We start from the raw sequence: 26,502 nt of genomic DNA on the forward strand, positions 1-26,502 counted from the left end.
CCCTAGCTTTTGTATTTTTCCAAGGAAGCCTTATGCCGGACACACAGTCCCTCAATGCTGCATTCATGGTGGTTCAGAGCAACAGCCTGGACGAACTGCGCAGCCTTGTGATCGGCATAATGCGGCGTTATCCGTTGGCTCCCTTGGAGAACGAAATTGCGCTCGTGCAGAGCAACGGCATAGCCCAATGGCTCAAGCTCGCGTTAGCCGAGGATCCTGAAGAGGATGACCTTGGCGGCTGCGGCATTGCCGCCGCAATTGATGTGCAATTGCCGGGCAGCTTCATGTGGCAGCTTTACCGCATGGTGCTGGGGCGAGATGAGATTCCGGCCAAGTCCTTGCTCGACAAGGCCCCTCTGACCTGGCGACTGATGCGCTTGCTGCCGCAGCTCATCAACCTGCCGTATTTCGAACCACTGCAACGATTCCTGACCCATGACACCGACTTGCGCAAGCGCTACCAGTTGTCCGAGCGATTGGCGGATCTGTTCGATCAATATCAGGTATACCGTGCCGACTGGCTTGAGGATTGGGCCGAGGGGCGCCATCAGCTACGAAATGTCAGGGGGGAAGTGAAAGCACTTCCCAGCACCAGTTGCTGGCAGGCAGAGCTATGGCGTGCATTGCTTGAAGATGTCGGTGAGCAGGGCATGGCTCAAAGTCGGGCAGGCGTGCACCAGCGATTCATCGAGCGCATCAACAATCTTGAACATGCACCGACAGGCTTGCCGTCTCGGGTAATCGTTTTCGGAATTTCTTCGCTGCCCGCGCAAGTATTGGAAGCATTGGCAGGGCTGGCCCGTTTCAGCCAGGTTCTGCTCTGCGTGCACAACCCTTGCCGTTATCATTGGGCCGATATCGTTGCCGACAAGGATCTGTTGCGTCATCAATACAAGCGTCAGGCTCGCAAGAACGGCATGCCCGTGGTGCTGGATCCAGAGTCACTGCATCAACACGCCCATCCGCTGCTTGCCGCCTGGGGCAAGCAAGGCCGTGACTACATTAATCTGCTGGACAGCTATGACGACCCCGGCAGCTATCGGGCGGCATTTCGCAACGGCCGTATCGACCTGTTCAGTGACACTCTTCCACAAAACATGCTCAACCAGTTGCAGGATGACATTCTGGAGCTGCGTCCACTCAGCGAGACCCGTGAGCTCTGGCCTGAGGTCGATTTGAAGCAGGACCAATCGATTCGATTCCACATAGCCCATAGTGCGCAGCGCGAAGTAGAGATTCTCCACGACCAGCTTCTGGCCCGCTTCAGCGCCAATCCGCAATTACGCCCTCGCGACGTGATCGTGATGGTGCCTGACATCGATAGTTATGCACCGCATGTCCGTGCGGTGTTCGGACAACTGGACCGTCAGGATCCTCGGTTCATTCCTTTCACGCTGGCAGACCAGGGGCAACGGGGTCGGGATCCATTACTGATCGCTGTCGAGCACCTGCTCAAACTGCCAGACAGTCGTTTTCCCGTCAGCGAAATCCTCGACTTGCTCGATGTTCCGGCGTTACGCGCACGGTTCGGTGTGGAGGAGAGGGATTTGCCGACTCTGCATCGCTGGATCGAAGGCGCCGGTGTGCGTTGGGGGATGGACGCTGACCAACGTGCCGGACTGGGATTGCCAAATGAACTGGAGCAAAACAGCTGGCGTTTTGGCCTGAGACGGATGCTCCTCGGATATGCAGTTGGCGATTCCAGTGCCTGCGCGGGCATCGAGCCCTACGATGAAATTGGCGGTCTCGATGCTGCGTTGATCGGTCCTCTGGTCGCCTTGCTGGATGCCTTGGAGTATTCGCACCAGCAATTACTGAAGCCTGCGAAACCTCAAGAGTGGGGGAGTCGGTTACAGGTACTGATGCAGTTGTTTTTCAAGGCCAGCAATGAGCATGACGACTACTTGCTGACTCAGCTCGAGGAGCTGCGCGAGACATGGCTGGAGACCTGCGAGTCCGTCGGACTTGAAGACGAGTTACCGCTGACCGTTGTTCGCGAGGCATGGCTGGCAGGGCTGGATCAGGGGCGTTTGTCCCAGCGATTCCTGGCCGGTGCAGTGAACTTCTGTACCCTGATGCCGATGCGGGCGATTCCATTCAAGCTGGTTTGTCTTCTGGGCATGAACGATGGCGATTATCCCCGGGCACAACCACCGCTGGACTTCGACCTCATGGGCAGTGATTACCGGCCGGGAGATCGCTCCCGTCGTGAGGATGATCGCTATCTGTTGCTGGAAGCGCTGCTGTCTGCTCGCCATCAGCTTTACATCAGTTGGGTCGGGCGCAGTATCCGTGACAACAGTGAACGACCACCCTCGGTACTTATCGGTCAGTTGCGTGATCATCTCGCCAGTGGTTGGCGAACAACGGATGAAAAGGCCAATATTCTGGAAGTCCTGACTCAGGAGCATCCACTCCAGCCATTCAGCTCACGCTACTTTCATGAAGGCAACGAGCTGTTCAGTTATGCCAGCGAATGGCAGGTGCTGCACCAGCATCATGAACCTACTGAGGTGGCAAGTAAGCTTGGACCCCATGTTCAGGAAGAGCCCCTGAGTCTCGCATTGCTGCAGGACTTTCTGCGTAACCCGGTTCGACACTTTTTTACCCAGCGACTGAAGGTTTACTTCGAAGCGGCGCAGGCACCTCAGGCGGATGAAGAACCCTTTGTGCTGGACGCATTGCAACGATACTCACTGAGCGACAGCCTTCTGGAAGCAGCCTTGAGACAACCGGAGAATGTCGATCAGGCGCTTGAAGCTCAAGCGCGGCGCCTGCAAAACAGCGGGCTGCTGCCCATGGCGGGTTTCGGTGAGTGCCTGCAGCGAGAGTTGATCGAACCGCTTCCTGACTTGCTGCACCGCTATCATCAACTGCTGACGCTTTGGCCAACTCCGTTGACCGGTGCCACCCCGATCAATCTTCAATGGCAGGGATTACGGCTGGAAGGGTGGCTTGGAGGTCTGCACCAACGCGCCGATGGCGGGGTGTTGTCGGTGACGACGATCCCCAACAGCATCGGTTCGATCAAAAACCGCAAATGGCACCGTCTGACCAAACCATGGGTCAGTCATCTGGTCGCTTGTGCAAGTGGGCTTGCTTTGACGACTGCGCTGGTCGCCAGTGACGACACCCTTTTACTTGAACCAATGGAACAGGATCGGGCCTGGAGAATACTCGAAGATCTGCTGCTCGCCTGGCAGTCAGGAATGCGTCAACCGCTCCCGGTTGTGGTGAAAACCGCTTTTGCATGGCTGGGTCAGAATGACTCGCTGAAGGCTGAAGCCGCTGCCCGCAAAGCCTACGAGGGGGATGGTCAGACCAGCGAAGGTGAGCGACGCGAAAGCCCCGCCCTGGCGCGACAGTTCCCGGATTTCGATGCGTTGTTGGCCGAGGAGACCTTCCCCGATTGGTGCAACGCTTTATACCGCCCAGTGATCGAAGCCCCTTGGCAATCCTTGGCCAGCGCGGGGGTACGTTCATGAGTGCAAGGCAGCCACTTGCCCTGTCGTTTCCGTTGAAGGGCAGTCAACTGATCGAGGCCAGCGCAGGTACTGGCAAGACGTTCACGATCTCTGCGTTGTATCTGCGCTTGATCCTTGGTCACGGAGGTGATGCGAGTGGCTTCGGTCGCGAGCTGCTGCCACCGCAGATTCTTGTGGTGACCTTCACCGATGCGGCGACCAAGGAGTTACGCGAGCGCATTCGCACACGCCTGGCCGAGGCCGCACGCTTCTTCCGTGACGAGACGCCGCCCCCTGATACGTTGATCGACGAGCTGCGCGCGCAGTTCGACCCTCAGCAATGGCCCGTTTGCGCCAACCGACTGGATATCGCCGCGCAATGGATGGACGAGGCTGCCGTCTCGACGATCCACAGTTGGTGTCAGCGCATGCTTCGCGAACACGCATTCGACAGCGGCAGCCTGTTTACCCAGACCCTCGAAACCGATCACAGCGATCTGCTGGGCGAAGTGCTCCGCGATTACTGGCGCCTGTTCTGTTATCCGATGCAGGGGGATGCCCTGAATTGGGTCCGCAGTCACTGGGGAGGGCCGGCCGCTCTGTTGCCTCGTGTACGTGCTCTCTTCGGTACTGAACGTAATGGAGCGCAAGGCAGATCTCCGGCTGAATTGATCGAAGAGTGCCTGCAAGAGCGCCGGGCTGCATTGGTTGAATTGAAAAAGCCGTGGCAGCAGTGGGCGGATGAGCTGCTTGCCATTTGTCATCAGGGCGTCGCCAGCAAGACAGTCGACGGGCGCAAGATTCAGGCCCGGTACTTCGAGTCTTGGTTCGAAAAGCTCAAGACCTGGGCCGGAGACGAGTCTGAGGAACAACTGGATATCGGAACCGGATTTACCCGGCTGACGCCTGAGGGCATGGCCGAAGCCTGGAAAGGCGAGCCACCGAGCCATCCGGGGCTGGACGCCATGCAGGTACTCAAGTCGAGCCTCGACGGGCTGCCAACCCCCGATGCCGCGGTGCTGCAGCACGCCGCCAAATGGGTGGGCGAGCGCTTTGAGGAAGAAAAGCGTCGACGTGCCGAAATGGGTTTCGACGACATGCTGCTGCGACTCGACGCAGCCTTGCAATCCGAAGGCGGCGAGCGACTCGCCACGCTTATCCGCGAGCAGTTTCCGGTCGCCATGATCGACGAGTTCCAGGACACGGATCCGGTGCAGTACCGGATCTTCGAGAGCATTTATCGCATCGAGGAAAACCAACCCGAGACCGGTCTGTTTCTGATCGGGGACCCGAAGCAGGCGATCTATGCCTTCCGTGGTGCGGACATCTACACCTACCTGCGTGCGCGAATAGCAACCGCCGGGCGGCTACATACGTTGGGCACGAACTTTCGCTCCAGTCACGGGATGGTCAAGGCGGTAAATCAGGTGTTCGAGCGTGCGGAGTCCCGTGAACAGGGACGCGGCGCGTTCCTGTTTCGAGAGCCAAACGGTGATAACCCGGTGCCGTTTCAGCCGGTGGATTCTCAGGGGCGCAAGGAACATTTACTGATTTGCGGGCAAGACGTGCCGGCGCTGAATGTCTGGCGTTTATCTACCGAGCAACCAGTCTCCGGTGCGGTCTATCGCCAGCAGTTGGCGGCGGCCTGCGCCAGTGAAATCACTGCCCTGCTCAATGGCGGACAAACGGGCAGCGCTGGTTTCGCGCAGGACGGCGGGGATTTTCGCGGGCTGCAACCGGCGGACATCGCAATTCTTGTGCGCGACGGCAAAGAGGCTCAAGCGATACGCGGTGAGCTTGCAGCCCGAGGGGTGCGCAGTGTTTACCTGTCGGACAAGGATTCTGTCTTCGCGGCTCAAGAGGCCCATGACCTGTTGGCCTGGCTCAAGGCCTGTGCCGAACCGGATGTCGAGCGCTCGTTGAAAGCAGCCCTGGCCTGCACCACGTTGAATCTGCCGTTGACAGAGCTGGAGCGCCTGAATCAGGACGAACTGGTCTGGGAGGCACGCGTCATGCAGTTCCGAGCCTATCGCGAGATCTGGCGCAAACAAGGTGTGCTGCCGATGTTGCGGCGCTTTCTGCATGACTTCCATTTGCCTCGAACCTTGATTGCACGCAGTGACGGTGATCGGGTGCTGACCAACTTGCTGCACTTGTCGGAGCTGCTGCAACAAGCGGCCTCGGAACTGGATGGAGAGCAGGCGCTGATCCGGCATTTGTCCGAGCACCTGGCGTTGTCTGGTCAAGCCGGTGAGGAGCAGATCCTGCGCCTTGAAAGCGACGAGCAACTGGTCAAGGTCGTGACCATTCACAAGTCCAAGGGACTTGAGTATCCGCTGGTGTTTTTGCCCTTCATCTGCTCGGCCAAACCCGTGGATGGCAGTCGGCTGCCGTTGCATTACCACGATGCATCCGGCAACGCTCGGGTCAGTCTCAAGCCTGATGCCGAGCTGATTGCCCTGGCCGACAATGAGCGTCTGGCGGAGGATCTGCGTTTGCTCTATGTCGCGCTGACCAGGGCACAACATGCATGCTGGCTTGGCGTGACGGACCTCAAGCGCGGTAATAACAGCAGTTCGGTCCTGCATCTTTCAGCACTTGGCTATTTGCTGGGTGGTGGTGCGTCACTGAGTGAGTCCAGCGGTTTGATTCGTTGGCTCGATGATCTGCAACAGCACTGTCCTGCGCTGAGCATCGTTGAAATGCCACTGGCGACCAGTGACCACTACCGGCCACCGCGCAACGAAGCAACCCTCAGTGCCACGTTGGTACCCAAACGCAAGGCCAGCGAAAACTGGTGGATCGCCTCCTACAGTGCTTTGCGGATCAGTGATGTGTTGAGTATGGGCAGTGAGGACGCGCCGGACAGTCCGCAAGCGCAGAAACTGTTCGACGACGAGCGCCTTGAACCCGACGCCCCCCGGGAGATCATCCCGGGAGGCGCTGATATTCACCGCTTCCCTCGTGGACCGAATCCGGGAACATTTCTCCACGGACTGCTCGAATGGGCCGGTGATGAAGGTTTCGCGGTTTCACGCGAGGCACTGGAAGACGCGATCGGCCGACGCTGCAATCGTCGCGGCTGGGAAGGCTGGATCACGACCCTCAGTGACTGGCTGCAGCATCTGCTCAAGTCGCCGATGCCCGCAGGTACCGGCCGACCACCGGTCGTATTGGAGCAATTGAAACGGTATCGGGTCGAGATGGAGTTCTGGTTCGCCAGCCACAAGGTCGATGTCGTCAGACTCGACGAACAGGTTCGCAAGTTCACCCACGGCGGTGTTGCCCGGGTCGCCGCCGAAGCGGTGCAACTCAACGGCATGTTCAAAGGCTTCATCGACCTGACCTTCGAACATGACGGTCGTTATTACGTGGCGGACTACAAATCCAACTGGCTGGGCGTCGATGACGCCGCCTACACCGAACAGGCCATGGAACAGTCGATTCTGGAAAATCGCTACGATCTGCAATATGTGTTGTATCTGCTGGCTCTGCATCGTCAGCTCAAGGCCCGCCTCGCCGATTACGATTACGACCGGCATGTTGGCGGTGCGCTGTATCTGTTCCTGCGGGGCACACGTGCCGACAGCGGTGGTGTGTATTTCGTGCGACCGCCGCGGGAGCTGATCGAGCGTCTGGACCGGATGTTCCAGGGCAAACCGGAACCGAAATCCGAGCCGGTATGGGAACAGGGAGAGTTGCTATGAGCCGCACCTTTGCGCATTTGTCGCCGATTGCGCTGGATGCAGACAGTCTTGCCCAACTGACGCCCCTGTTGCGAGCCGAGGACTTGCTGCAGTTGCTGACCCACTGGGTAGAACGAGGATGGCTGCGGGCTCTGGACAAGGCATTCGTGACGTTTCTTCATGAGTTGGTGCCAGACGCCGATCCGCTGGTTCTGCTTGCCGCCGCTTTGACCAGTCACCAGCTCGGTCATGGTCATGTGTGCCTGGATCTGTTTGAAACCCTCAAGGCTCCGGACTTCGCCCTGTCCCTGCCGCCGGAGGGGGACGTGCAATCGGGTGTGTTGTTGCTGCCATCGCAATTGCTTGAAACCCTGGAAGGGGCGCACTGGTGCAAGGTGCTGGCCGGCAGTTCGCTGGTGGCGCTGGCTGCCGACGAGAGTGAGTCTGCACGGCAATGTCCCCTGGTGCTGTCCGGCAAACGCCTGTACCTGCGGCGATACTGGGCCTATGAGCGACGCATCGACACGGCACTGCGTCAGCGCCTCGCGGAGCATGAATCGACGCCGAGCGACCTGTCGCAGCGTCTTGACGAGTTGTTCGGGGCGGCAATGAAAACCGGGGTGATCGACTGGCAGAAACTCGCCTGCGCACTGGCGACTCGAGGTGCTTTCAGCATCGTCACGGGCGGGCCGGGCACCGGCAAGACCACCACCGTGGTGCGTTTGCTGGCCTTGCTTCAGGCTCCCGCCGTCGAAGCCGGCCAGCCTTTGCGTATTCGTCTGGCCGCGCCCACGGGTAAAGCGGCTGCGCGGTTGACCGAGTCCATCAGCCAGCAAGTGCAATCGCTGAAAGTCGCCGAGGCCGTTCGGGAAAAAATCCCTTCCGAGGTAACGACCGTGCACCGCTTGCTGGGCAGTCGTCCCGGTACCCGGCACTTTCGTCATCATGCGGGCAACCGCTTGCCGCTGGATGTGTTGGTGGTCGACGAAGCATCCATGATCGACCTGGAAATGATGGCCAACCTGCTTGATGCGTTGCCGTCACATGCTCGCCTGGTGTTGTTGGGCGACAAGGATCAACTGGCCTCTGTCGAGGCCGGTGCGGTGCTGGGGGATTTGTGCCGCGATGCCGAGGCGGGTTGGTACAGTCCGCAGACACGTCAGTGGCTGGAGTCCGTGAGCGGGGAATCCTTGCAGGACGCCGGTTTGCACGAGGACAGCGACGGTACGCACCCATTGGCGCAGCAAGTGGTGATGTTGCGTCACTCGCGGCGTTTCGGCGAGGGCAGTGGCATCGGTCAGCTTGCGCGACGGGTGAATCAGCAATTGCCGGATGAGGCCCGCCAACTGTTGGCTGCACGAAGCCATGACGATGTGTATTCACTGGCGCTCAAAGGTGAGCAGGACCACGCACTGGAGCGTCTTGTTCTGGAAGGGCATGGCGAGGGCCCTTGTGGTTATCGGCATTACTTGAGCGTTCTGCGCAATCAGCGCCCGCCTGCCGGAGCTCCCCTTGAGCATCCCGGTTGGCTCGATTGGGCGCGTGAGGTCTTGCAGGCGTTCGATACCTTCCAGCTACTGTGCGCGGTGCGTAAAGGGCCGTGGGGCGTCGAGGGGCTGAACCAGCGCATCACCGACGCGCTGATCAAGGCGCGGCTGATTGACCGTGACCAGCAATGGTATGAAGGTCGTCCGGTCCTGATGACCCGCAATGACTATGGCCTGGGGCTGATGAACGGTGACATCGGCATTGCTCTCAAACTGCCTGAACGAGAGGGGCCGAACGCCGGTGAACAGGTGCTGCGGGTGGCGTTCCCGCGTAACGATGGGCGCGGTGGGGTGCGGTTCGTGTTGCCGAGCCGGCTCAATGATGTGGAAACCGTGTACGCCATGACGGTGCACAAGTCGCAAGGCTCGGAGTTTGCTCATACCGCGTTGATCCTTCCCGACGCCCTGAATCCGGTAATGACCAAAGAGCTGATCTACACCGGCATTACCCGAGCCAAACACTGGTTCACCTTGATCGAACCGCGAGCCGGGGTATTCGAGGAAGCGGTGCAGCGCAAGGTCAAGCGCTTGAGCGGTCTGATGCTGGAACTGGAGGAGGGGGCGACGCTCCGAGGGTGAAGCTGCCAATGATTGCCGGCGTTATCTGACCGACCGGTCAGAGGGGCTGTATCGCTGGCGTTCCAACGCTGTGCTATCGTTGCGGCATCATTTCGTAACGATCCAAGAGAATCCCTGCATGAAGCTGGCTGTCTGGGCGACAGAGCGCGTAGTTGGCAGCAAGCGAGCGTTGCTTGCCGTTCTGCTCTGTTTGCTCACGGGTGTAGCGGCTGCCCAGCCGGAAACGCCAGTGGGTATGGCTGAGCAAAGGGCCAGGTCGGTCACTCAAGTGGTGCTGGGCATTCTCAGTTATGCGCGCTGGCCGGTCGAACCTGCACAGTTGCGTCTGTGCATCGTCGGTCCCACCGAATACACGGATGATCTGGTGAAAGGCACGACACAGGCGACAGGACGGCCTGTCACCGTGCGTCGTCTGCTGGCAGACAACCCCTCGGTCGTCAGTGAATGCGACGCCGTCTATATCGGCAAACTTACCGCCGATGAACGCAGCCGATTGTTCGCGTCGCTGATTGGCCATCCTGTACTGAGCATCAGCGAGGGCGGCGATCAGTGCACGGTCGGCAGCCTGTTCTGCCTGCGGGTTGGCGACGAGCAGGTGTCTTTCGAAGTCAATCTCGATTCCGTCGCCCGTAGTGGTGTTCGTATTCATCCAAGCGTGCTGCAGTTGTCGCGCCGCAAGCCGGCGGCCCCATGAGACGTGACCCTTCCACTGGACGTCCGACCCTGGGCTCGGTCATCGGTCGCGGGCATTTGATTGTCGCGCTGGTGGCGGTGGCGATGGCCAGTGTGTCGTTGACCCTGCTCGGCGTCCTGGCGCTGCGGGTCTATGCCGATCACAACCTGCACCTCATCGCCCGCTCGATCAATTACACCGTGGAAGCCGCGGTGGTATTCAACGACAAGGCCGCCGCGACGGAAGCGCTGGCGCTGATCGCCTCGACCGAAGAGGTGGCAGACGCTCAGGTGCTGGACAGTCAGGGTCAAGTGCTGGCGCACTGGCAGCGTCCGGAGAACGGCCTGTTTTCCGCGTTGGAAATGCAAGTGACGGGGGCAATCCTGGAAAAGCCGATCAGTCTGCCGATCCTGCATCAGGATCATGAGATCGGCCGGATTTTGCTGACCGGCCACGGTGGCAGCCTGATGCGCTTTTTGTTGAGCGGACTGGCGGGGATCGTACTCTGCACCGCGATCAGCGCCTGGGTCGCGCTCTTTCTGGCGCGTCGCCAGTTGCACGGAATTACTGGGCCATTGCACAGCCTCGCCGCAGTGGCCCACGCCGCCCGCAGCGAACGTGCGCTGGACCGGCGCGTACCACCGGCGAAAATCGCCGAACTCGACAACCTCGGCAACGACTTCAATGCTCTGCTCGATGAGCTGGAATCGTGGCAGACCCACCTGCAAAACGAGAACGAAACCCTTGCCCACCAAGCGACACACGACAGCCTCACGGGACTGCCCAACCGGGCGTTTTTCGAGGGCCGCCTGATTCGTGCATTGCGCAGCGCCAGCAAACTCAACGAGCGCGTAGCGGTGCTGTTTCTGGACAGTGATCGTTTCAAGGAAATCAATGACAATTTTGGCCACGCGGCCGGCGATGCGGTCTTGGTAGCGGTAGCGAACCGGGTGCGGGCGCAGTTGCGTGAAGAGGATTTGGTAGCGCGTCTGGGCGGTGATGAATTTGCCGTTCTGCTGACACCGTTGCACAAGACCGAAGATGCAGAGCGCATTGCCGACAAGATTCTCGCCAGCATGGACACCCCCATTGCGGTACCGGGCGACACCCTTGTGGTGACCTCGCTCAGTATCGGTATTGCGGTTTACCCCGATCATGGCGCCACGCCCGGCACCTTGCTCGATGCGGCCGACGCCGCGATGTATCAAGCCAAGCGCCTGTCCCGTGGCGCCCAATTCACCTCCGGGTCGGAGCACCCGGTCGATTCCGTTCAAACCAGGAGCTGATGCCCGTGTTCTCGATTGCCGTTCGACTGTTTTCCACTCTATTGCTGACGGCCATGCTGGCCCTGACCGGATGCCAGACCGCTCCGCAAAAAGGCCTGACACCGGCGCAGATTGCTGTGCTCAAGCAGCAAGGCTTTGAGCTGACCGATGACGGCTGGGAGTTCGGCCTGTCGGGCAAAGTGTTGTTTGGCAGCGATGTCGAAAGCCTGAACAAGCAAAGTACCGAAATCGTCGAGCGTATCGGCAAAGCGTTGCTGGGTGTCGGCATCGAACGGGTACGGGTGGATGGCCACACCGATGCCTCGGGCAAGGAATCCTACAACCAGCAGCTGTCTTTGCGCCGGGCAAAAAGTGTCGGCAAAGTGCTGACGTCGGTCGGCATGAAGGAAGAGAACATCCAGCTGCAAGGCCTTGGCAGCCGCGAACCGGTGGCCTCCAACGACACCGCCGCCGGCCGCACCGAAAACCGCCGGGTGTCGATCGTGGTCAGCGCCGACTAGTCGGCAAACTGCATCTCCCGCGTTTGCCCCATCAACAGCGACTGATTGCGCTCGGTCACTTCGCGGATGTAATCCCACAACAGGGTGATCCGCTTGAGCTTGCGCAAATCCTCCCGGCAGTACATCCAGAACTGCCGGGTAATGTCGATTTCCTCCGGCAATACCGGCAACAGGCGCGGGTCCTGGGCCGCGAGGAAGCACGGCAGAATCGCCAGTGAGCGCCCCTGCTGCGCCGCCACGAATTGCGCGATCACGCTGGTGCTGCGCAAATTGGCGCTGGCGCCGGGCAGCACGTTTGCCAGATAGAGCAGCTCCGAGCTGAACGCCAGGTCATCCACGTAACTGATGAATTGATGCTTGCCCAGGTCGGCGGGGCGGCGGATCGGCGGGTGTTTGTCCAGATATTCCTGGGTCGCGTAGAGCTGCAAGCGGTAGTCGCAGAGTTTGCAGCACACATACGGCCCGTGCTCCGGGCGTTCGAGGGCGATGACGATGTCCGCCTCGCGTTTGGACAGGCTGATGAAGTGTGGCAGCGGCAGGATGTCCACCGAGATTGCCGGGTAGGCGTCGACGAAGTGGCTTAACTGCGGGGTGATGAAGAAGCTGCCGAAACCTTCGGTGCAGCCCATCCGCACATGCCCGGACAGCGCGACGCCAGAGCCGGACACCTGCTCGCAGGCCATGTGCAGTGTGCTTTCGATCGATTCGGCATAGCTCAGCAGACGCTGGCCTTCGGCAGTCAGCACGAAACCGCTGGTGCGCGACTTTTCGAACAGCAAGGTGCCGAGCGCCGCTTCCAGCGAACTGATCCGCCGCGACACGGTGGTGTAGTCCACCGCCAGGCGTTTGGCCGCTGTGCTGGCCTTGCGGGTACGGGCGACTTCGAGGAAAAACTTGAGGTCGTCCCAGTTCAGCGAACCTAGAGACGTGATGTTTTTTTGCATGATGGACGGGCTTATATGTGCGTTCTTATTAGAAGTTTGCACATCTATACTCCAAAAACAGCCCGACAACCAATTCGTGACACACGCCTCATCTCAAGGCGAACCTTCGCCTTGGCTCCCAAGATAAAAACAATTTCTGGAGACCAGCATGAACGCATCGCTTACGCCCAACGAAACCACGGTCCAGAAGGTCAAGCTGCTGATCGACGGCGAGTGGGTCGAGTCGCAGACCTCCGAGTGGCACGACATCGTCAACCCGGCGACCCAACAGGTACTGGCCAAAGTCCCGTTCGCCACCGCCGCTGAAGTCGACGCTGCCGTCAGCGCCGCCCAGCGCGCCTTCCAGACCTGGAAGCTGACCCCGATCGGCGCGCGCATGCGCATCATGCTCAAGCTGCAGGCATTGATCCGCGAGCATTCCAAGCGTATTGCCGTGGTGCTGAGCGCCGAGCAGGGCAAGACCATTGCCGATGCCGAGGGCGATATTTTCCGTGGCCTGGAAGTGGTCGAACACGCCTGCTCCATCGGCAGTCTGCAAATGGGCGAGTTCGCCGAGAACGTCGCCGGCGGTGTCGATACCTACACCTTGCGCCAGCCGATCGGCGTTTGCGCCGGCATCACGCCGTTCAACTTCCCGGCAATGATTCCGTTGTGGATGTTCCCGATGGCCATCGCCTGCGGCAACACCTTCGTGCTCAAACCGTCCGAACAGGATCCGCTGTCGACCATGCTGCTGGTGGAGCTGGCGATCGAAGCCGGCATTCCGGCCGGTGTGCTCAACGTCGTCCATGGTGGCAAGGACGTGGTCGATGGCCTGTGCACCCACAAGGACATCAAGGCGGTTTCGTTCGTCGGTTCGACCGCCGTCGGCACTCACGTTTATGACCTGGCCGGTAAACACGGCAAGCGCGTGCAATCGATGATGGGTGCAAAGAACCACGCCGTAGTGCTGCCGGATGCCAATCGCGAGCAAGCGCTCAATGCCTTGGTCGGCGCCGGTTTCGGTGCGGCCGGTCAGCGTTGCATGGCCACTTCGGTGGTGGTGCTGGTGGGTGCGGCCAAGCAGTGGTTGCCGGATCTGAAAGCGCTGGCGCAGAAACTCAAGGTCAACGCCGGCAGCGAGCCAGGCACTGATGTCGGCCCGGTCATTTCGAAAAAGGCCAAGGCGCGGATTCTCGATCTGATCGAAAGCGGCATCAAGGAAGGCGCGAAACTCGAGCTGGACGGTCGCGACATCAGCGTGCCGGGTTACGAGAACGGCAACTTCGTCGGCCCGACCCTGTTCTCCGGGGTGACCACCGACATGCAGATCTACACCCAGGAAATCTTCGGCCCGGTGCTGGTGGTGCTGGAAGTCGACACCCTCGACCAGGCCATCGCGCTGGTCAACGCCAACCCGTTCGGCAACGGCACGGGCCTGTTCACCCAGAGCGGTGCGGCGGCGCGTAAGTTCCAGACTGAAATCGACGTCGGCCAGGTCGGCATCAACATTCCGATTCCGGTGCCGGTGCCGTTCTTCAGCTTCACCGGTTCGCGGGGTTCGAAACTCGGCGACCTCGGCCCGTACGGCAAGCAAGTGGTGCAGTTCTACACCCAGACCAAAACGGTCACGGCGCGCTGGTTCGATGACGACAGCGTCAATGACGGCGTGAACACCACCATCAACCTGCGCTGAGGAATGGCCATGAAAATCGCATTTATCGGTCTGGGCAACATGGGCGCACCGATGGCGCGCAACCTGATCAAGGCCGGGCATTCGCTGAACCTGGTGGACCTGAACAAAACCGTGCTGGCGGAACTCGAGCAACTGGGCGGCACCATCCGTGCCTCGGCTCGCGAAGCTGCTGCAGATGCTGAATTGGTGATCACCATGCTGCCTGCCGCCGTGCATGTGCGCAGCGTCTGGCTCGGTGAGGACGGCGTGCTGGCCGGGATCGGCAAAGGCGTGCCGGCCGTGGATTGCAGCACCATCGATCCGCAGACGGCGCGCGATGTGGCGGCGGCGGCCGCCAAGCAAGGCGTGGCGATGGCTGATGCACCGGTATCCGGCGGCACCGGCGGCGCCACGGCCGGGACGCTGACCTTCATGGTCGGCGCCACCCCGGAACTGTTCGCCACCCTGCAACCGGTGCTGGCGCAGATGGGCCGCAACATCGTGCATTGCGGTGAGGTCGGCACCGGCCAGATCGCCAAAATCTGCAACAACCTGTTGCTCGCCATTTCCATGGTCGGCGTCAGCGAGGCGATGGCGCTGGGCGATGCGCTGGGCATCGACACCACGGTGCTTGCCGGGATCATCAACAGCTCGACCGGGCGTTGCTGGAGCTCGGAAATGTACAACCCGTGGCCGGGCATCGTCGAAACCGCGCCGGCCTCGCGTGGTTACACAGGTGGCTTTGGCGCGGAGCTGATGCTCAAGGATCTGGGGCTGGCTACCGAAGCGGCGCGTCAGGCCCATCAGCCGGTGGTGCTGGGCGCGGTGGCGCAGCAGTTGTATCAGGCGATGAGTCAGCGTGGGGAAGGTGGCAAGGATTTCTCGGCGATCATCAACAGCTATCGTAAACCGCAGTAATCGTCGTCAGACCTGCGCTCGTCGCAGGTCTGCAATTCAGATGCAGTAGGTGTTGCCGGGAAATCACATCGGGTGGTTTCCCGGCTTTTTTGTATCAGGCGAACACGAAATATTTACGCACGGTCTCGACCACTTCCCAGGTGCCCTTCATGCCCGGTTCGACGACGAAGATGTCGCCGGCGCGCAGGTGAATCGGCTCCATGCCGTCCGGGGTGATCACGCAGTAGCCTTCCTGGAAATGGCAGTACTCCCACTTCACGTAATCCACTCGCCATTTGCCCGGCGTGCAGATCCAGGTGCCCATGATCTTGCTGCCGTCTTCGCTGGTGTAGGCGTTGAGGTTGACGGTGTGGGGATCGCCCTCGAGCTTCTCCCATTTGCAGGCGTCGAGTACTGGCAGCGGGTGTGTGTCGCGCAGAACGGTGATAGGTGCAGGCATGACGGCTCCAGGCCAAAGGCAGTTTGAGTCGCCACCGTAACGTGGGTGAACACCGTCGGAATGTCTGGGTTCGACCTCCATATGCCTGTTAGCGCTGAACGGGAAGAGCCCCGTAAAACCGGGGATCTTCACCAATGCTGTGCAAATATGACGGTTTTAATACAATCGCGTACCGTAAAAGTTCAATCAATTTTTAGACTAAAACGAGATAACCATTCGGACACCTATTGCAAAACAAAATCGTCTGTACTATAACATTCGTACTAAAGGACAATCTCACCCTGATGGAGCTACACAAGAGTCACGGACAGACTTGAATCGGCTTTTTTTCACATGAAACTGACTTGGCCTTTGGCTCAAGCGTGAACCTCTACCTGTTGTTAATGAATAACGGCAATTGAGTGAACCAGTCAGTTAATAAGTTGCGCAGACGCAATGTTGTGCGTGCTTTGAATGGAAGCCATAAATAAACAGTTGATTATTATTTGTGCATCGGCGGAATTATATCTGCGGGATACGCACGCCTTTCGGATTCTTATGTGCCCGGCATCAATGGAATGAGGCTTTATTGTGGACGACATAAATGTAGTTGAAGTTTCGACGACGGTGAATAACGAGAGTAAGTTGGGCCGGCATGTCTGGATTCGTGCCGGCAGTCGCCTGCAGAACGTTCAGGTCGCCGATGATTGTTTCATCGGGTTCAAGTGTGATCTGCAATTCGCCTCCCTTGGCGCCTCCAGCATGCTGGCCACGGGCGCAAGCTGCCTGGGAACGGCGCAATCACCGGTACGCATTGCCGAGAACGTCTGGCTGGGCGCCAAGGCCACTGTAGTGGCTGGCGTTTCCATCGGCGCGGGAGCGGTGGTGGCCGCTGGGGCACTGGTGACTGCGGATGTACCCGCCGATGCCATTGTGGTCGGTCGCCCGGCGCGGGTCATTGCCCGGCGCACGGTGGTCGAGGACGGCCTGCCGAGCCCGGCGCCCGTGCTGGCCAAAGTCCGTGACCGTGCTTGCCGGGGCTTGCCGTCGATGCTCGATCGGTCCACGCAATCGGTGCCGCGACTCAAGGCAATGAACCCCGACACCTCGACCTGGGACATCAGCGACGAAACCTTGATTGATGCCGAGTTGAGCGGTGGTGCTTCGGTGGAAATCGCCCGTGACTGCATTCTGATCGGGCGCAGCTCCCGCCAGGGGGGGATGTCGCAACTGGGCGGCATTGCACTGGGGACAGGCGTGCGACTGGCTGCCGGTGTGGTCATCGAAGCCGCTGGCGGTGTGACCATCGGCGCCTTCAGCGAGCTGGCCGAAGGCGTCACGATTGTCGCTTCTACTCATGATCATTCGTTCCGCTCACTGCCTTGGGAGGAGGCACCTGTGCGCATTGGAAGTCGTTGCGTTATTGGCGAGGGCGCCATCTTGGTAGGTCCACTGAATATTGGTGACGGTGCAGTTATAAAACCGTATTCGGTGGTGATAAGGGATGTATTGGAAAACACTGTGGTTCATGGCGTTGTTCAACTAATGGAGATTCAAGAATGATTTTATTTGCCCCTAATCCGACCGGTTCCGGCCATAACATGCGCGTGCTGTCCATCGCTCAGGCGATCAAGAAGCAACGCCCGGATATGCCTCTGACGGTTGCACTGGCTTCTTTACAGCCGACGTTTACTCCTTTATTCGAAAAGTCTGGCATCGAAGTCGTGGATATTGCCGGACGACTGGTCGACTATTCGAAAAAGAGCAACTTGTCGAAACAGCTTGATTGGGCTACTTACATCGGCAGTTATATTGCGACTACCTTCCTGTCCGGTGAGCGGATCCTGTCTTACCTGGCGTTGATCGCCGAACACAAGCCGAGTGTGCTGGTGTCGGACTACAACATGGCTGCCTGCCTGGCAGCGATCTTCACAGGCACACCGTTGGTGTTCGTGACCGAACGCTATGACTTCACGCTTTGCCAACTGCAGGATCACGACCTGGCTGAAGGCGGCTTCGAGGTGAATGCTCTGGAGATGTCCCGGGCACGGACGGCGCTGCACAGTCAGTTCAGCTGGATGATCAGTCAGGCACAGCTGGTGCTGACCGACAAACCGTTCATTGCCGCTCTTGACCAAGGCACACCGGTCGCCGAAGCGCTGGCCAGTGGCAAGGCACATTTTGTCGGTCCGATGATCCGGGACATCACGGTGCAGAGCGGATTGAACGTGCGTGAGCAACTCAACCTGGGTGACGCGCCGTTCATTGTCGCCTCCATCAGCGGCACGACCATGTTTGCGGAGAACAAGGACGCATTGCTTGCCGCGTATCTGGACAGTTTCAAGATCCTGCGCGAACGCAATCCGGATCTGAAAATGGTGCTGCTGGGCCGCAAGGATATCGAGGAGCAGGACGGTGTGGTTTGTGTGCCGTACTACCCGGACTGGATGGGCCTGCTGCGCGAAGCCAGCCTGCTGATTTCGGCGCCGGGCTGGATCACCGTGACCGAAATTGCGGCAATGAATATTCCGACTCTGTTCCTGTTGTCGTCGAAGTCTGAATACCACGAACTGGAAGCTTTGCGACGTCTGGAATTGCTGGGTTTCCCGACGCATATCGGATACGACCGTGACCGAATCGTCGAGCTGATTCAGGGCGAACTGCAGAAAGATACCCGGTCATCGACTTACTACGCACCTCATCAGCAAGTGGCCGCACCGGACGGCGAGGGTGCCGCTCGCGCCGCGACGCGCATCATCGATTTGTGCCACGGCCGTGTTGTATCGCTGACCGAAAGCAAAGCTGCTTAACCTCAAGGAAGAGGGATTCACCATGCCGCTGCATCCGCAGTTTGTATTTGATAAAGGCCTCAAGGACATTGAGTACGGCGGTTTTTTTGCTGTGACCGATACCAGTGGCGAGGTTGCGATTTCCAGTGACAAGCAGTTGCAGGATCAGGTTGCCGCGACGCTCTACCAGGCCGAGCACGGCGACGATGTCGACCTGCGTTTTGCCCATGACGGGCTGATGCGTTTGCATGATGCGTCGAATGGCGGTTTCCACGAACTGGCCGACCGCTACTGGACGCCACACGGCTCCGGGCGCTGCCGCACGCTGGCGCTGCAACTGGACGCGCTGGCGGCATTGATTGCCTATCAGCGTCGAGTGCCGCAGGACGCGGCGAACAATGCCGCGATCCACGGGCTGCTGGAAAAGGTCGAAGCGCTCTACGCCCGTTCCACGGTCGCCGGCCTGTACAGCAGCGACTGGTCGACGCCGCTGGAGCTGGCGACCTCGATCGAGCTCGATATCAGCGCCACGGCGTTGCTGGCACGCATCGGTAACGAGCCGTTGGGTCTGGGGCTGGTCGGGCACTTGCAGATTCACGCAGAAAATCTGATCGGCCGTGTGGCTGGCAGCGACAGCGCATCCTGTGTCGATGTGGCGCTGACCCGTTGCGCCGTGCGCGCTCAGGTCAGCCTGGTGCTGGCGCGTCTGGCCGATGTGCGGGACGACAATGCGCTGTCGAACCTGGCTCGTTCATTCCTGCTGCAAACCCTGGCGCTGTTCCGCGATCCGGCCTATGGCGGGTACTGGGACCGGGTCGGGATCAACGGCAAAGTACGTTGCGACTGGCACACTTCGTACAAGCATCACGAGTCGCCATTCCCGATCAAGACGGCCTACGACGTGGCGTTGCTGTTGCAGGCGATTCAGGCCTTGCCGTCCGGTGCGAGCGACGCTGACCGCGCTTCGGTGACTGCCGCTTTGCTGGAGTTTCATGACGCCCGCAATGGTGGGTTGTTCATGGGCAAGGGCTACTTCTGGTCGACGCCGGATGACCCGACCGTGCCGTTCATTCGACAGTTCTGGGCGCCGCCGCGTCAGCCGGGGATTTTCAGCATCGGCAACCTGACGTACCTGCCGCTGCACCTGAAAAGCCTGAAAACCCAGCTCGCCGCGGCCCACGCCTTGCAGTCCATCGAACCGGCCGCTGCCGTTGCTCATCATGACGACGCGGCGTTGGTCAGCCGTGAGTTGCAAGTGATCGATGGCGGTGGCGACGTCCAGCGCATTCACCCGAATGGCGTGCCGACCATCAATGTCGATCTGCAGCGTTATCTCGCCTGGCTGGCCAAGGCCCGGGCGTCGAATCAGACGCCTTACGGACTGACCGCCGAAACCACGCCGCTGGGCTTCCGTGCCGACAAGACCTGGCAGGTGTTTTCCGGATTGCACGTGATTTCGGACTTGCATGCCCTGGGGTTGCAAATCGAAAACAAGGCCAGCCTGATCGACTGCATCAGGGCTTCGCAAAACACCGACGGTGGATTTGCCGAGCAGCCCGGGCACTTGAGCGATGTGTTCGCCACCTACTGCGCGGTGTTGTCGCTGCGGGTGCTGGGCGCGTTGCCGAACGATATCGGCGCTTGTGTGCGTTACCTGCAAGCGTGCCAGAACCCCGACGGCGGTTTCGGTGATGTGCCGGGTTTCGGCTCGGACATTTGGCACACCAACCTGGCGGTGCTGTCGCTGCATGCCCTTGAAGCCAAGGCGCCGGACGAGCAGGGCGTGATGGCGTTCGCCTTGCGCTGCCGCTCGGCCGACGGTGGTTTCGCCAACAAGCCCGGCTATCCGCCGGATGCCTTCTCGGTGTACCGCGTGGTGTCGACGCTGTTCATTCTCAACCGACGCATCGTCGATGCCGAGCAGACCGTCGCGTGGCTGCAAAAGCTGCAACTGGCCAACGGCTCGTTCCACTACCGGCCGGGCAAAGCGGTCAGCCTGGTGGGCACTTACATGGCCATCGCGGCGATGTATCTGCTCGACGCGCAGCCGACGTATCTGCAGGAGTCGAAAGACTGGATCGCTGCCCATCAGAAGCAGGACGGTGGTTTCGGCCCGCTCAATGCGACCTCGGCGACTACCGACGAAAGCTTCGTCTGCATTCAGACGCTGCTGATTCTCGAACAGGGGCTGTCGCAATACTGGGTCGCGTTGTTGAACTGACCCGCACACAGCATCGAAGGACGTTCAATCATCATTTTGCCAGGGGAGGCGCTGATGAAAATTTTAGTGACAGGGGGCGCGGGCTTCATTGGCTCGGCCGTGGTGCGGTTTCTGATCGAAGAGACCGAATGCGAAGTGATCAACGTCGACAAACTGACCTACGCCGGCAATCTCGAGTCGCTGGCCGAAGTGTCCGACTCGCCGCGTTACCGGTTCTGTCAGGTCGACATCTGCGACAAGCCGGCGCTGGACGAACTGTTCACACGCCTGCAACCGGATGCGGTGATGCACCTGGCCGCCGAGTCCCACGTGGACCGTTCGATCGATGGCCCGCAAGCCTTTATCGAAACCAACATCGTCGGCACCTACACGATGCTCGAAGCGGCGCGCGGTTACTGGAACCGGCTGGACGCGGCGCGTCAGTCGGCGTTCCGTTTCCATCACATTTCCACCGACGAAGTGTACGGCGATCTGGAACCCGAAGATCCGGCGTTCACCGAGCGCACGCCGTATGCGCCAAGTTCGCCGTATTCGGCGACCAAGGCCGGCTCCGATCATCTGGTTCGCGCCTGGCATCGCACCTTCGGCCTGCCGGTGGTGATGAGCAATTGCTCGAACAATTACGGGCCTTATCACTTCCCGGAAAAGCTGATTCCCCACGTCATTCTCAATGCGCTGCAAGGCAAGCCGTTGCCGGTGTACGGCGACGGCGCGCAGATCCGCGACTGGCTGTTCGTCGAGGATCACGCCCGCGCACTGTATGCGGTGGTCACGCGCGGTGAGGTCGGGCAGACCTACAACATCGGCGGCCACAACGAGAAGACCAACCTGGAAGTGGTGCACACCCTGTGCGATCTGCTCGAAGCACGCGGTGCAGAAAAGCCGGCAGGTGTCGCGCACTTCCGCGACCTGATCACCTTCGTCAAGGATCGTCCGGGCCACGACAAACGCTACGCCGTCGATGCCGGAAAAATCCACGCGACGCTGGGGTGGACGCCAGAGGAAACCTTCGAAAGCGGCATGAAGAAAACCGTCGACTGGTACCTCGACAACCGCGCCTGGTGGTTGCGGGTGATGTCCGGCGCCTACGCGCTGGAGCGCCTCGGCGAGCAACGCGACGAAGCCCTCGTGGCCTGAACATTCAGTCATTCAAATCTCACTGCTTGAAAGGAAAAAAGCATGGCCAAGTACAAAGGAATTCTGCTGGCAGGCGGCGCCGGTTCGCGTCTGCACCCGATCACCCTGGGCGTCTCGAAACAGTCGCTGCCGGTGTATGACAAACCGATGATCTACTACCCGCTGTCGGTGCTGATGCTGGCGGAAATCCGCGAGATCCTGATCATCTCCACCCCGGAAGATCTGCCGGGTTTCCAGCGCATGCTCGGCGACGGCAGCCAGTTGGGCCTGAGCTTGAGCTACGCGGTGCAGCCAAGCCCGGACGGCCTCGCCCAGGCGTTCATCATAGGTCGCGAATTTGTCGGTGAAGACAATGTGTGTCTGGTGCTCGGCGACAACATTTTCTACGGCGCCGGTTTCGGTGAAACCCTGGTGCAGGCCGCGTCTCGTGACGAGGGGGCCACGGTGTTCGGTTACTACGTGGCCGATCCCGAGCGCTTTGGTGTGGTGGAGTTCGATGCCGCCGGCAAGGCTCTGAGCATCTGTGAAAAACCGAGTGATCCGAAGTCGAACTACGCCGTCACCGGCCTGTATTTCTACGACAACGAAGTGCTGCAGATTGCCGCCGACATCAAGCCGTCGCCGCGCGGCGAGCTGGAGATTACCGACGTCAACAACGTCTACCTGCAACGCGGCAAGTTGAATGTATCGGTGATGGGCCGTGGTATGGCCTGGCTGGACACCGGCACCCACGATGCCTTGATGGAAGCCGGCAACTTCGTGCAGGCCATCGAGAAACGCCAGGGCCTGAAAATCGCCTGCCTCGAAGAGATCGCCTACAACAAGGGCTGGATCGACGATGCGCAGTTGCTGGTGCACGCGGGCAGCATGAGCAAGACCGGTTATGGTCAGTATCTGGCGCGGCTGATCAACGATGATGTGGTGGTTGCGATGGATACGCAGCGCCCGCTGAAGGACGTTGCCTGACTAAATGTGGGAGCGAGCCTGCTCGCGATGAGGGCTTAACATTCACTGAAGGTGTTGAATGTATGTCCGCAATCGCGAGCAGGCTCGCTCCCACAGGGTCAGTGGCCGGTCACGCTGTCGAGTTGGGCAGCTTTGACCGTGGCGCTCGGTTCGGCCGAGAGGGTTTGCAACCGGGCCAGGCGATTGGCGTGAGTCGGCGCTTCGGCCGCCAGCGGCGAGCGGCGTTTGCGGGTTTCTTCACGCAGCACCGGCAAGACTTCCTTGCCGAACATGTCGAGTTGTTCCAGTACGGTCTTGAGCGGAATACCGCCGTGGTCGAACAGGAACAACTGGCGCTGATAGTCGCCGAAGTGCTCGCGGAAGGTCAGGGTCTTGTCGATGATTTCCTGAGGGCTGCCGACCGCCAGCGGGGTCATCTCCATGAACTCTTCCAGGGACGGGCCGTGGCCATATACCGGGGCGTTATCGAAGTAAGGGCGGAACTCCCGGCGCGCATCCTGGGAGTTGCGGCGCATGAAGATGTGCCCGCCAAGGCCGACGATCGCCTGCTCCGGCGTACCATGGCCGTAATGGGCAAAACGCGTGCGGTAGAACTCCACCAGCGCCATGAAATGCTCCCGTGGCCAGAGGATGTGGCTGGCGAAAAAACCGTCGCCGTAATAAGCCGCCTGCTCGGCGATTTCCGGGGTACGGATCGAGCCGTGCCAGACGAAGGGCGGCAGGTCGTCCAGCGGTCGCGGGATCGAGGTGAAGTGGTTCAGCGGTGTACGAAAGCGTCCGCTCCAGTTGATGTCTTCCTCGCGCCAGAGCCGGTGCAGCAGGCGATAGTTTTCCATCGCCAGCGGCAGGGCGTCGGCGATGCTCTTGCCGAACCAGGGATAGACCGGCGCGGTGTTGCCACGGCCGAGCATCAGGTCCATGCGTCCGCCGCAGAGGTTTTGCAGCAGTGAATATTCTTCGGCCAGCCGCACCGGATCGTTGGTGCTGATCAGGGTGGTGGACGTCGAAAGAATGATGCGTTGAGTCTTCGCTGCGATGTAGGCCAGCAGGGTGGTGGGAGAGGAGGTGATGAACGGGGGATTGTGGTGCTCGCCGGTGGCGAACACGTCCAGTCCGATGTCTTCGGCCTTCTGCGCAATTTGCAGGGTGGCCTGGATGCGCTCGGATTCACTGGGGGTACGGGCGTTGGTAGGGTCTTGCGTGACGTCGCCAACGGTGTAGATCCCGAATTGCATAAAGCCTCCTTGCCTTGGGTAAAGGTGCGTTTGAAACCCTTGCCGTGAAGAATGAATCATCGCGGCACTTGAAATGTACGCCTGTACACGTACAATCGCAATTCTGCATCATCGTCCAAACGGCTTTGAACACCTCATCGAGAGAGGAACGCGACATGCAACTGGGATTTATCGGTCTGGGCACGATGGGCGCACCGATGGTGCTGAACCTGCTGAAAGCCGGACATCGGGTCCGCGTGTGGAATCGTTCGACAGCACCGCTGCAAGCACTGGCCAAGGCCGGCGCCGAAGCCGTCGAGACACCGGCGCTGGCGGCGCAGGCCGAGGTGCTGATCTCGATGCTCGGCGATGACACGGCGATCCGTTCGGTGTTCTTCGACGCCAAGGCGCTGGACGGTCTGCAGGCCGGCAGCGTTCACATCAACATGTCCACGGTGTCCGTGGCGCTGGCCAGGGAACTGGCGGCCGTGCATGAAGCACGCGGCGTCGATTACGTGTCGGCACCGGTGCTGGGGCGGGTCGATGTGGCGGCTGCCGGCAATCTGAACATTCTCGCCTCCGGGCCTGCCGATGCACTGGCTCGGGTACAACCGCTGTTCGATGTGTTGGGGCGCAAGACCTGGACGCTCGGCGACACGGCTGAAGTGGCCTGCGCCGCCAAGCTGTCGGCCAATCTGATGATCGCCTCGGCGATCGAGTCCATGGCTGAAGCCTCGACCCTGGCCGGCGGTTACGGCGTGAGTCGTGCGTCGTTCATCGACATGATCACTTCGACGCTGTTTCCGGTGCCGGTGTATCAGGGTTACGGCAAGCAGATGGCCGATGACATATTTGAGCCGGCCGGCTTCAAATTGTCGCTGGGTCTCAAGGATGTACGCCTGGCGCTGGAGGCCGGTGAAGCGGCGCAGGTGCCGCTGCCGTTTGCCAGTGTGTTGAAGGACAACCTGCTGGACGGCATGGCTCATGGTCAGGCCGATCAGGACTGGGCGTCACTGTCGAAAGTCAGTGACCGGCGCGCCGGCGTGAAGTAATCAAAAAGATTCAAGTAACGTAACTTGTTCGCAAGTTACGTGGGCCTCTTGCGCCTTGCGTTATTGTCGGACAGTGATTGTTCTTTTATTGGGAAATGAAAGAAGTCTGATAATAGTGCTTGTCAAATGTACGACTGTAGTCGTACATTTTTATCGGGGTTTAACAACAAAACTTTTGTCTGTTTTTTCGTCTGCTGATCGTAAATAAATAATAGCTAGGAGCCGTTATGAAAAATCTAATGCAATGGAACAGCCTTCCCTCCGAATCCAATGAATGGCTCGAGAAGGTGCGTGCACTGAATCCGCTGATTGTTCAGCACCGCGATTACAGCGAGCAGACAAATGCGACTCACAAGGATGTGATGTCCCGATTCTTCAAGGACGGTTTCGGCCGTACGTCGGTGTCCCGAGCGTTCGGCGGCTCCCAGGTCGATATCCAGACCACCTCCGCGCTGGTGCTGGAATTTGCCCGGTACGACGCTTCGCTGTCCTGGCAACTGGCGGTGCAAGTGGCGATGGGGCGCCTGTCCGACTACCTGCCGGAAGCCACTTCCGAAGCGATCTACAACCACTGTGACGGTTTCGTGATCGGCGCCATCCACTCCGGTGGCGAAGCGCTGCCGATGGGCGACGAGTACCTGCTGAGCGGCAAATGGGCGTTCGCCAGCGGCTCGGCCCACGCCGACTGGCTGGTCTGCACCGCTACCGTCAAAGGCACCGAAAACAACACTACACCGGAAGTGCGGATGTTCTTCGTGCCCGCCAGCCAGTGCACCATCCTGCCGACCTGGGACACTCTGGGCATGCGCGGCACCGGCAGCCACCACTTTCAGTGCTCCAACGTCATCGTCCACAAGTCGTATTCGCTGGACGTCGAAACCCTGAAGAAATCCCCCGAAGCACGCAGCTCCCGCGCCTACGCCACCGGTTACTACGAGTTCGGCACCCTGGCGGCGATGTCCACCGTGCTGGGCGTGGCCCGCGCTGCGGTCGATCATTTCCGTAACGATCGCGCCGTGAACACCGATCCGGGTCTGGAAGGGGTGATCTTCGAGAAGACCGGTCGCGCCATCTCCTCAGTCCATACCGCACAGCTGTTGCTGGAAGATGCAATTCACCAGGTGATCAGCCGTGGTGAAACCATCGGCGAACCGGTCAGCGCCCGTGTCGGCCTGGCAGCCTCGGTGCTGACCGAGAACTCGGTCAATGCGGTCAACCAGCTCTACTCGATGGCCGGCTCAAAAGCTGTCTACAAGTCGCACTTCCTGGAACGTTGTTTCCGCGATATTCATACCGGTTCCAAGCACTTCACCCTGTCGCCTTTGAACTTGCACGGTATCGGCAAGTATTACCTGGATAAAACCAACGTACTGGCCGCGGCGTAATAGCGGATAAATAAAACGGGCGCGTTATCAGTGAGTGTTCACAGGGATCAATAACGCGCCCGTTTCAAG

18 protein-coding genes are annotated in these 26,502 nt (G+C 59.9%); 15 read left to right on the top strand and 3 right to left on the bottom strand.

All coding sequences use genetic code 11. The annotated features are described in order from the left end of the window. The first annotated feature begins 32 nt into the window (after nt 1-32). The 6 genes from recC to NE357_RS03525 all read left to right on the top strand — a co-directional run bounded on the left by recC (nt 33) and on the right by NE357_RS03525 (nt 11,735). Nucleotides 33-3,485: an exodeoxyribonuclease V subunit gamma gene (recC, locus tag NE357_RS03500; protein ID WP_169428736.1), complete on the top strand. Its 3,453-nt coding sequence runs from the start codon at nt 33-35 to the stop codon at nt 3,483-3,485. Beyond that, on the top strand, nt 3,482-7,171 hold the full coding sequence (recB, locus tag NE357_RS03505) for an exodeoxyribonuclease V subunit beta (protein ID WP_169428737.1): 3,690 nt from the start codon (nt 3,482-3,484) through the stop codon (nt 7,169-7,171). Before recC ends, recB begins: the two co-directional genes overlap by 4 nt. After that, the gene (gene recD / locus NE357_RS03510; protein WP_169428738.1) at nt 7,168-9,276 is read left to right on the top strand and encodes an exodeoxyribonuclease V subunit alpha; all 2,109 of its coding nucleotides are present in this window, start codon (nt 7,168-7,170) and stop codon (nt 9,274-9,276) included. The genes recB and recD overlap by 4 nt, the downstream gene beginning before the upstream one ends. Nucleotides 9,277-9,394: 118 nt before the next feature. Continuing rightward, complete coding sequence (locus NE357_RS03515; protein ID WP_169428739.1) at nt 9,395-9,970, top strand: YfiR family protein; 576 nt, start codon at nt 9,395-9,397, stop codon at nt 9,968-9,970. Continuing rightward, a complete protein-coding gene (locus NE357_RS03520; RefSeq protein ID WP_169428740.1) occupies nt 9,967-11,235 on the top strand; it encodes a diguanylate cyclase domain-containing protein in 1,269 nt (422 codons plus the stop codon). The genes NE357_RS03515 and NE357_RS03520 overlap by 4 nt, the downstream gene beginning before the upstream one ends. After that, a complete protein-coding gene (locus NE357_RS03525; protein ID WP_432760317.1) occupies nt 11,235-11,735 on the top strand; it encodes an OmpA family protein in 501 nt (166 codons plus the stop codon). Before NE357_RS03520 ends, NE357_RS03525 begins: the two co-directional genes overlap by 1 nt. Here NE357_RS03525 and NE357_RS03530 read toward each other — a convergent pair. Continuing rightward, nucleotides 11,732-12,679, bottom strand: coding sequence for a LysR family transcriptional regulator (locus NE357_RS03530; RefSeq protein ID WP_169428742.1), 948 nt, complete (start codon nt 12,677-12,679; stop codon nt 11,732-11,734). The genes NE357_RS03525 and NE357_RS03530 overlap by 4 nt on opposite strands. Nucleotides 12,680-12,827: 148 nt before the next feature. Here NE357_RS03530 and NE357_RS03535 point away from each other — a divergent pair, with 148 nt between their 5' ends. Both NE357_RS03535 and mmsB read left to right on the top strand, forming a co-directional pair. Further along, nucleotides 12,828-14,354: a CoA-acylating methylmalonate-semialdehyde dehydrogenase gene (locus NE357_RS03535; protein WP_169428743.1), complete on the top strand. Its 1,527-nt coding sequence runs from the start codon at nt 12,828-12,830 to the stop codon at nt 14,352-14,354. 9 nt (nt 14,355-14,363) lie between these two features. After that, nucleotides 14,364-15,251 (top strand): 3-hydroxyisobutyrate dehydrogenase, encoded by an 888-nt coding sequence (gene mmsB / locus NE357_RS03540; RefSeq protein ID WP_169428744.1) that lies wholly within the window; start codon nt 14,364-14,366, stop codon nt 15,249-15,251. Between the two features lie 94 nt (nt 15,252-15,345). Here mmsB and NE357_RS03545 read toward each other — a convergent pair whose 3' ends face one another. Further along, nucleotides 15,346-15,690 (bottom strand): cupin domain-containing protein, encoded by a 345-nt coding sequence (locus NE357_RS03545; RefSeq protein ID WP_007953863.1) that lies wholly within the window; start codon nt 15,688-15,690, stop codon nt 15,346-15,348. A gap of 624 nt (nt 15,691-16,314) precedes the next feature. Between NE357_RS03545 and NE357_RS03550 the strand changes: the two genes are divergently transcribed. From NE357_RS03550 to rfbA, 5 genes are read left to right on the top strand one after another with little or no spacing between them, the layout of a single operon-like run. Next, the gene (locus tag NE357_RS03550; RefSeq protein WP_249314368.1) at nt 16,315-17,232 is read left to right on the top strand and encodes an acyltransferase; all 918 of its coding nucleotides are present in this window, start codon (nt 16,315-16,317) and stop codon (nt 17,230-17,232) included. After that, nucleotides 17,229-18,479 (top strand): hypothetical protein, encoded by a 1,251-nt coding sequence (locus tag NE357_RS03555; RefSeq protein ID WP_169428746.1) that lies wholly within the window; start codon nt 17,229-17,231, stop codon nt 18,477-18,479. Before NE357_RS03550 ends, NE357_RS03555 begins: the two co-directional genes overlap by 4 nt. Before the next feature lie 22 nt (nt 18,480-18,501). After that, nucleotides 18,502-20,679 carry a prenyltransferase/squalene oxidase repeat-containing protein gene (locus tag NE357_RS03560; protein ID WP_169428747.1) on the top strand — a complete coding sequence of 726 codons (2,178 nt, stop codon included), beginning with the start codon at nt 18,502-18,504 and terminating at the stop codon, nt 20,677-20,679. A 54-nt stretch (nt 20,680-20,733) separates the two neighbouring features. Further along, a complete protein-coding gene (gene rfbB, locus NE357_RS03565) occupies nt 20,734-21,816 on the top strand; it encodes a dTDP-glucose 4,6-dehydratase (RefSeq protein WP_169428748.1) in 1,083 nt (360 codons plus the stop codon). A gap of 42 nt (nt 21,817-21,858) precedes the next feature. Continuing rightward, entirely contained in the window at nt 21,859-22,782 is a 924-nt protein-coding gene (gene rfbA, locus NE357_RS03570) for a glucose-1-phosphate thymidylyltransferase RfbA (RefSeq protein ID WP_169428749.1), read from the top strand. A 98-nt stretch (nt 22,783-22,880) separates the two neighbouring features. Here rfbA and NE357_RS03575 read toward each other — a convergent pair whose 3' ends face one another. Continuing rightward, the gene (locus NE357_RS03575; RefSeq protein WP_169428750.1) at nt 22,881-24,017 is read right to left on the bottom strand and encodes an LLM class flavin-dependent oxidoreductase; all 1,137 of its coding nucleotides are present in this window, start codon (nt 24,015-24,017) and stop codon (nt 22,881-22,883) included. A gap of 155 nt (nt 24,018-24,172) precedes the next feature. Between NE357_RS03575 and NE357_RS03580 the strand changes: the two genes are divergently transcribed. Both NE357_RS03580 and NE357_RS03585 read left to right on the top strand, forming a co-directional pair. Continuing rightward, entirely contained in the window at nt 24,173-25,048 is an 876-nt protein-coding gene (locus NE357_RS03580) for an NAD(P)-dependent oxidoreductase (RefSeq protein WP_169428751.1), read from the top strand. 227 nt (nt 25,049-25,275) lie between these two features. Next, a complete protein-coding gene (locus NE357_RS03585; protein ID WP_169428752.1) occupies nt 25,276-26,433 on the top strand; it encodes an oxidoreductase in 1,158 nt (385 codons plus the stop codon). Nucleotides 26,434-26,502: the final 69 nt, after the last annotated feature.

It is taken from the genome of Pseudomonas sp. G7(2022) (genome assembly GCF_052660475.1).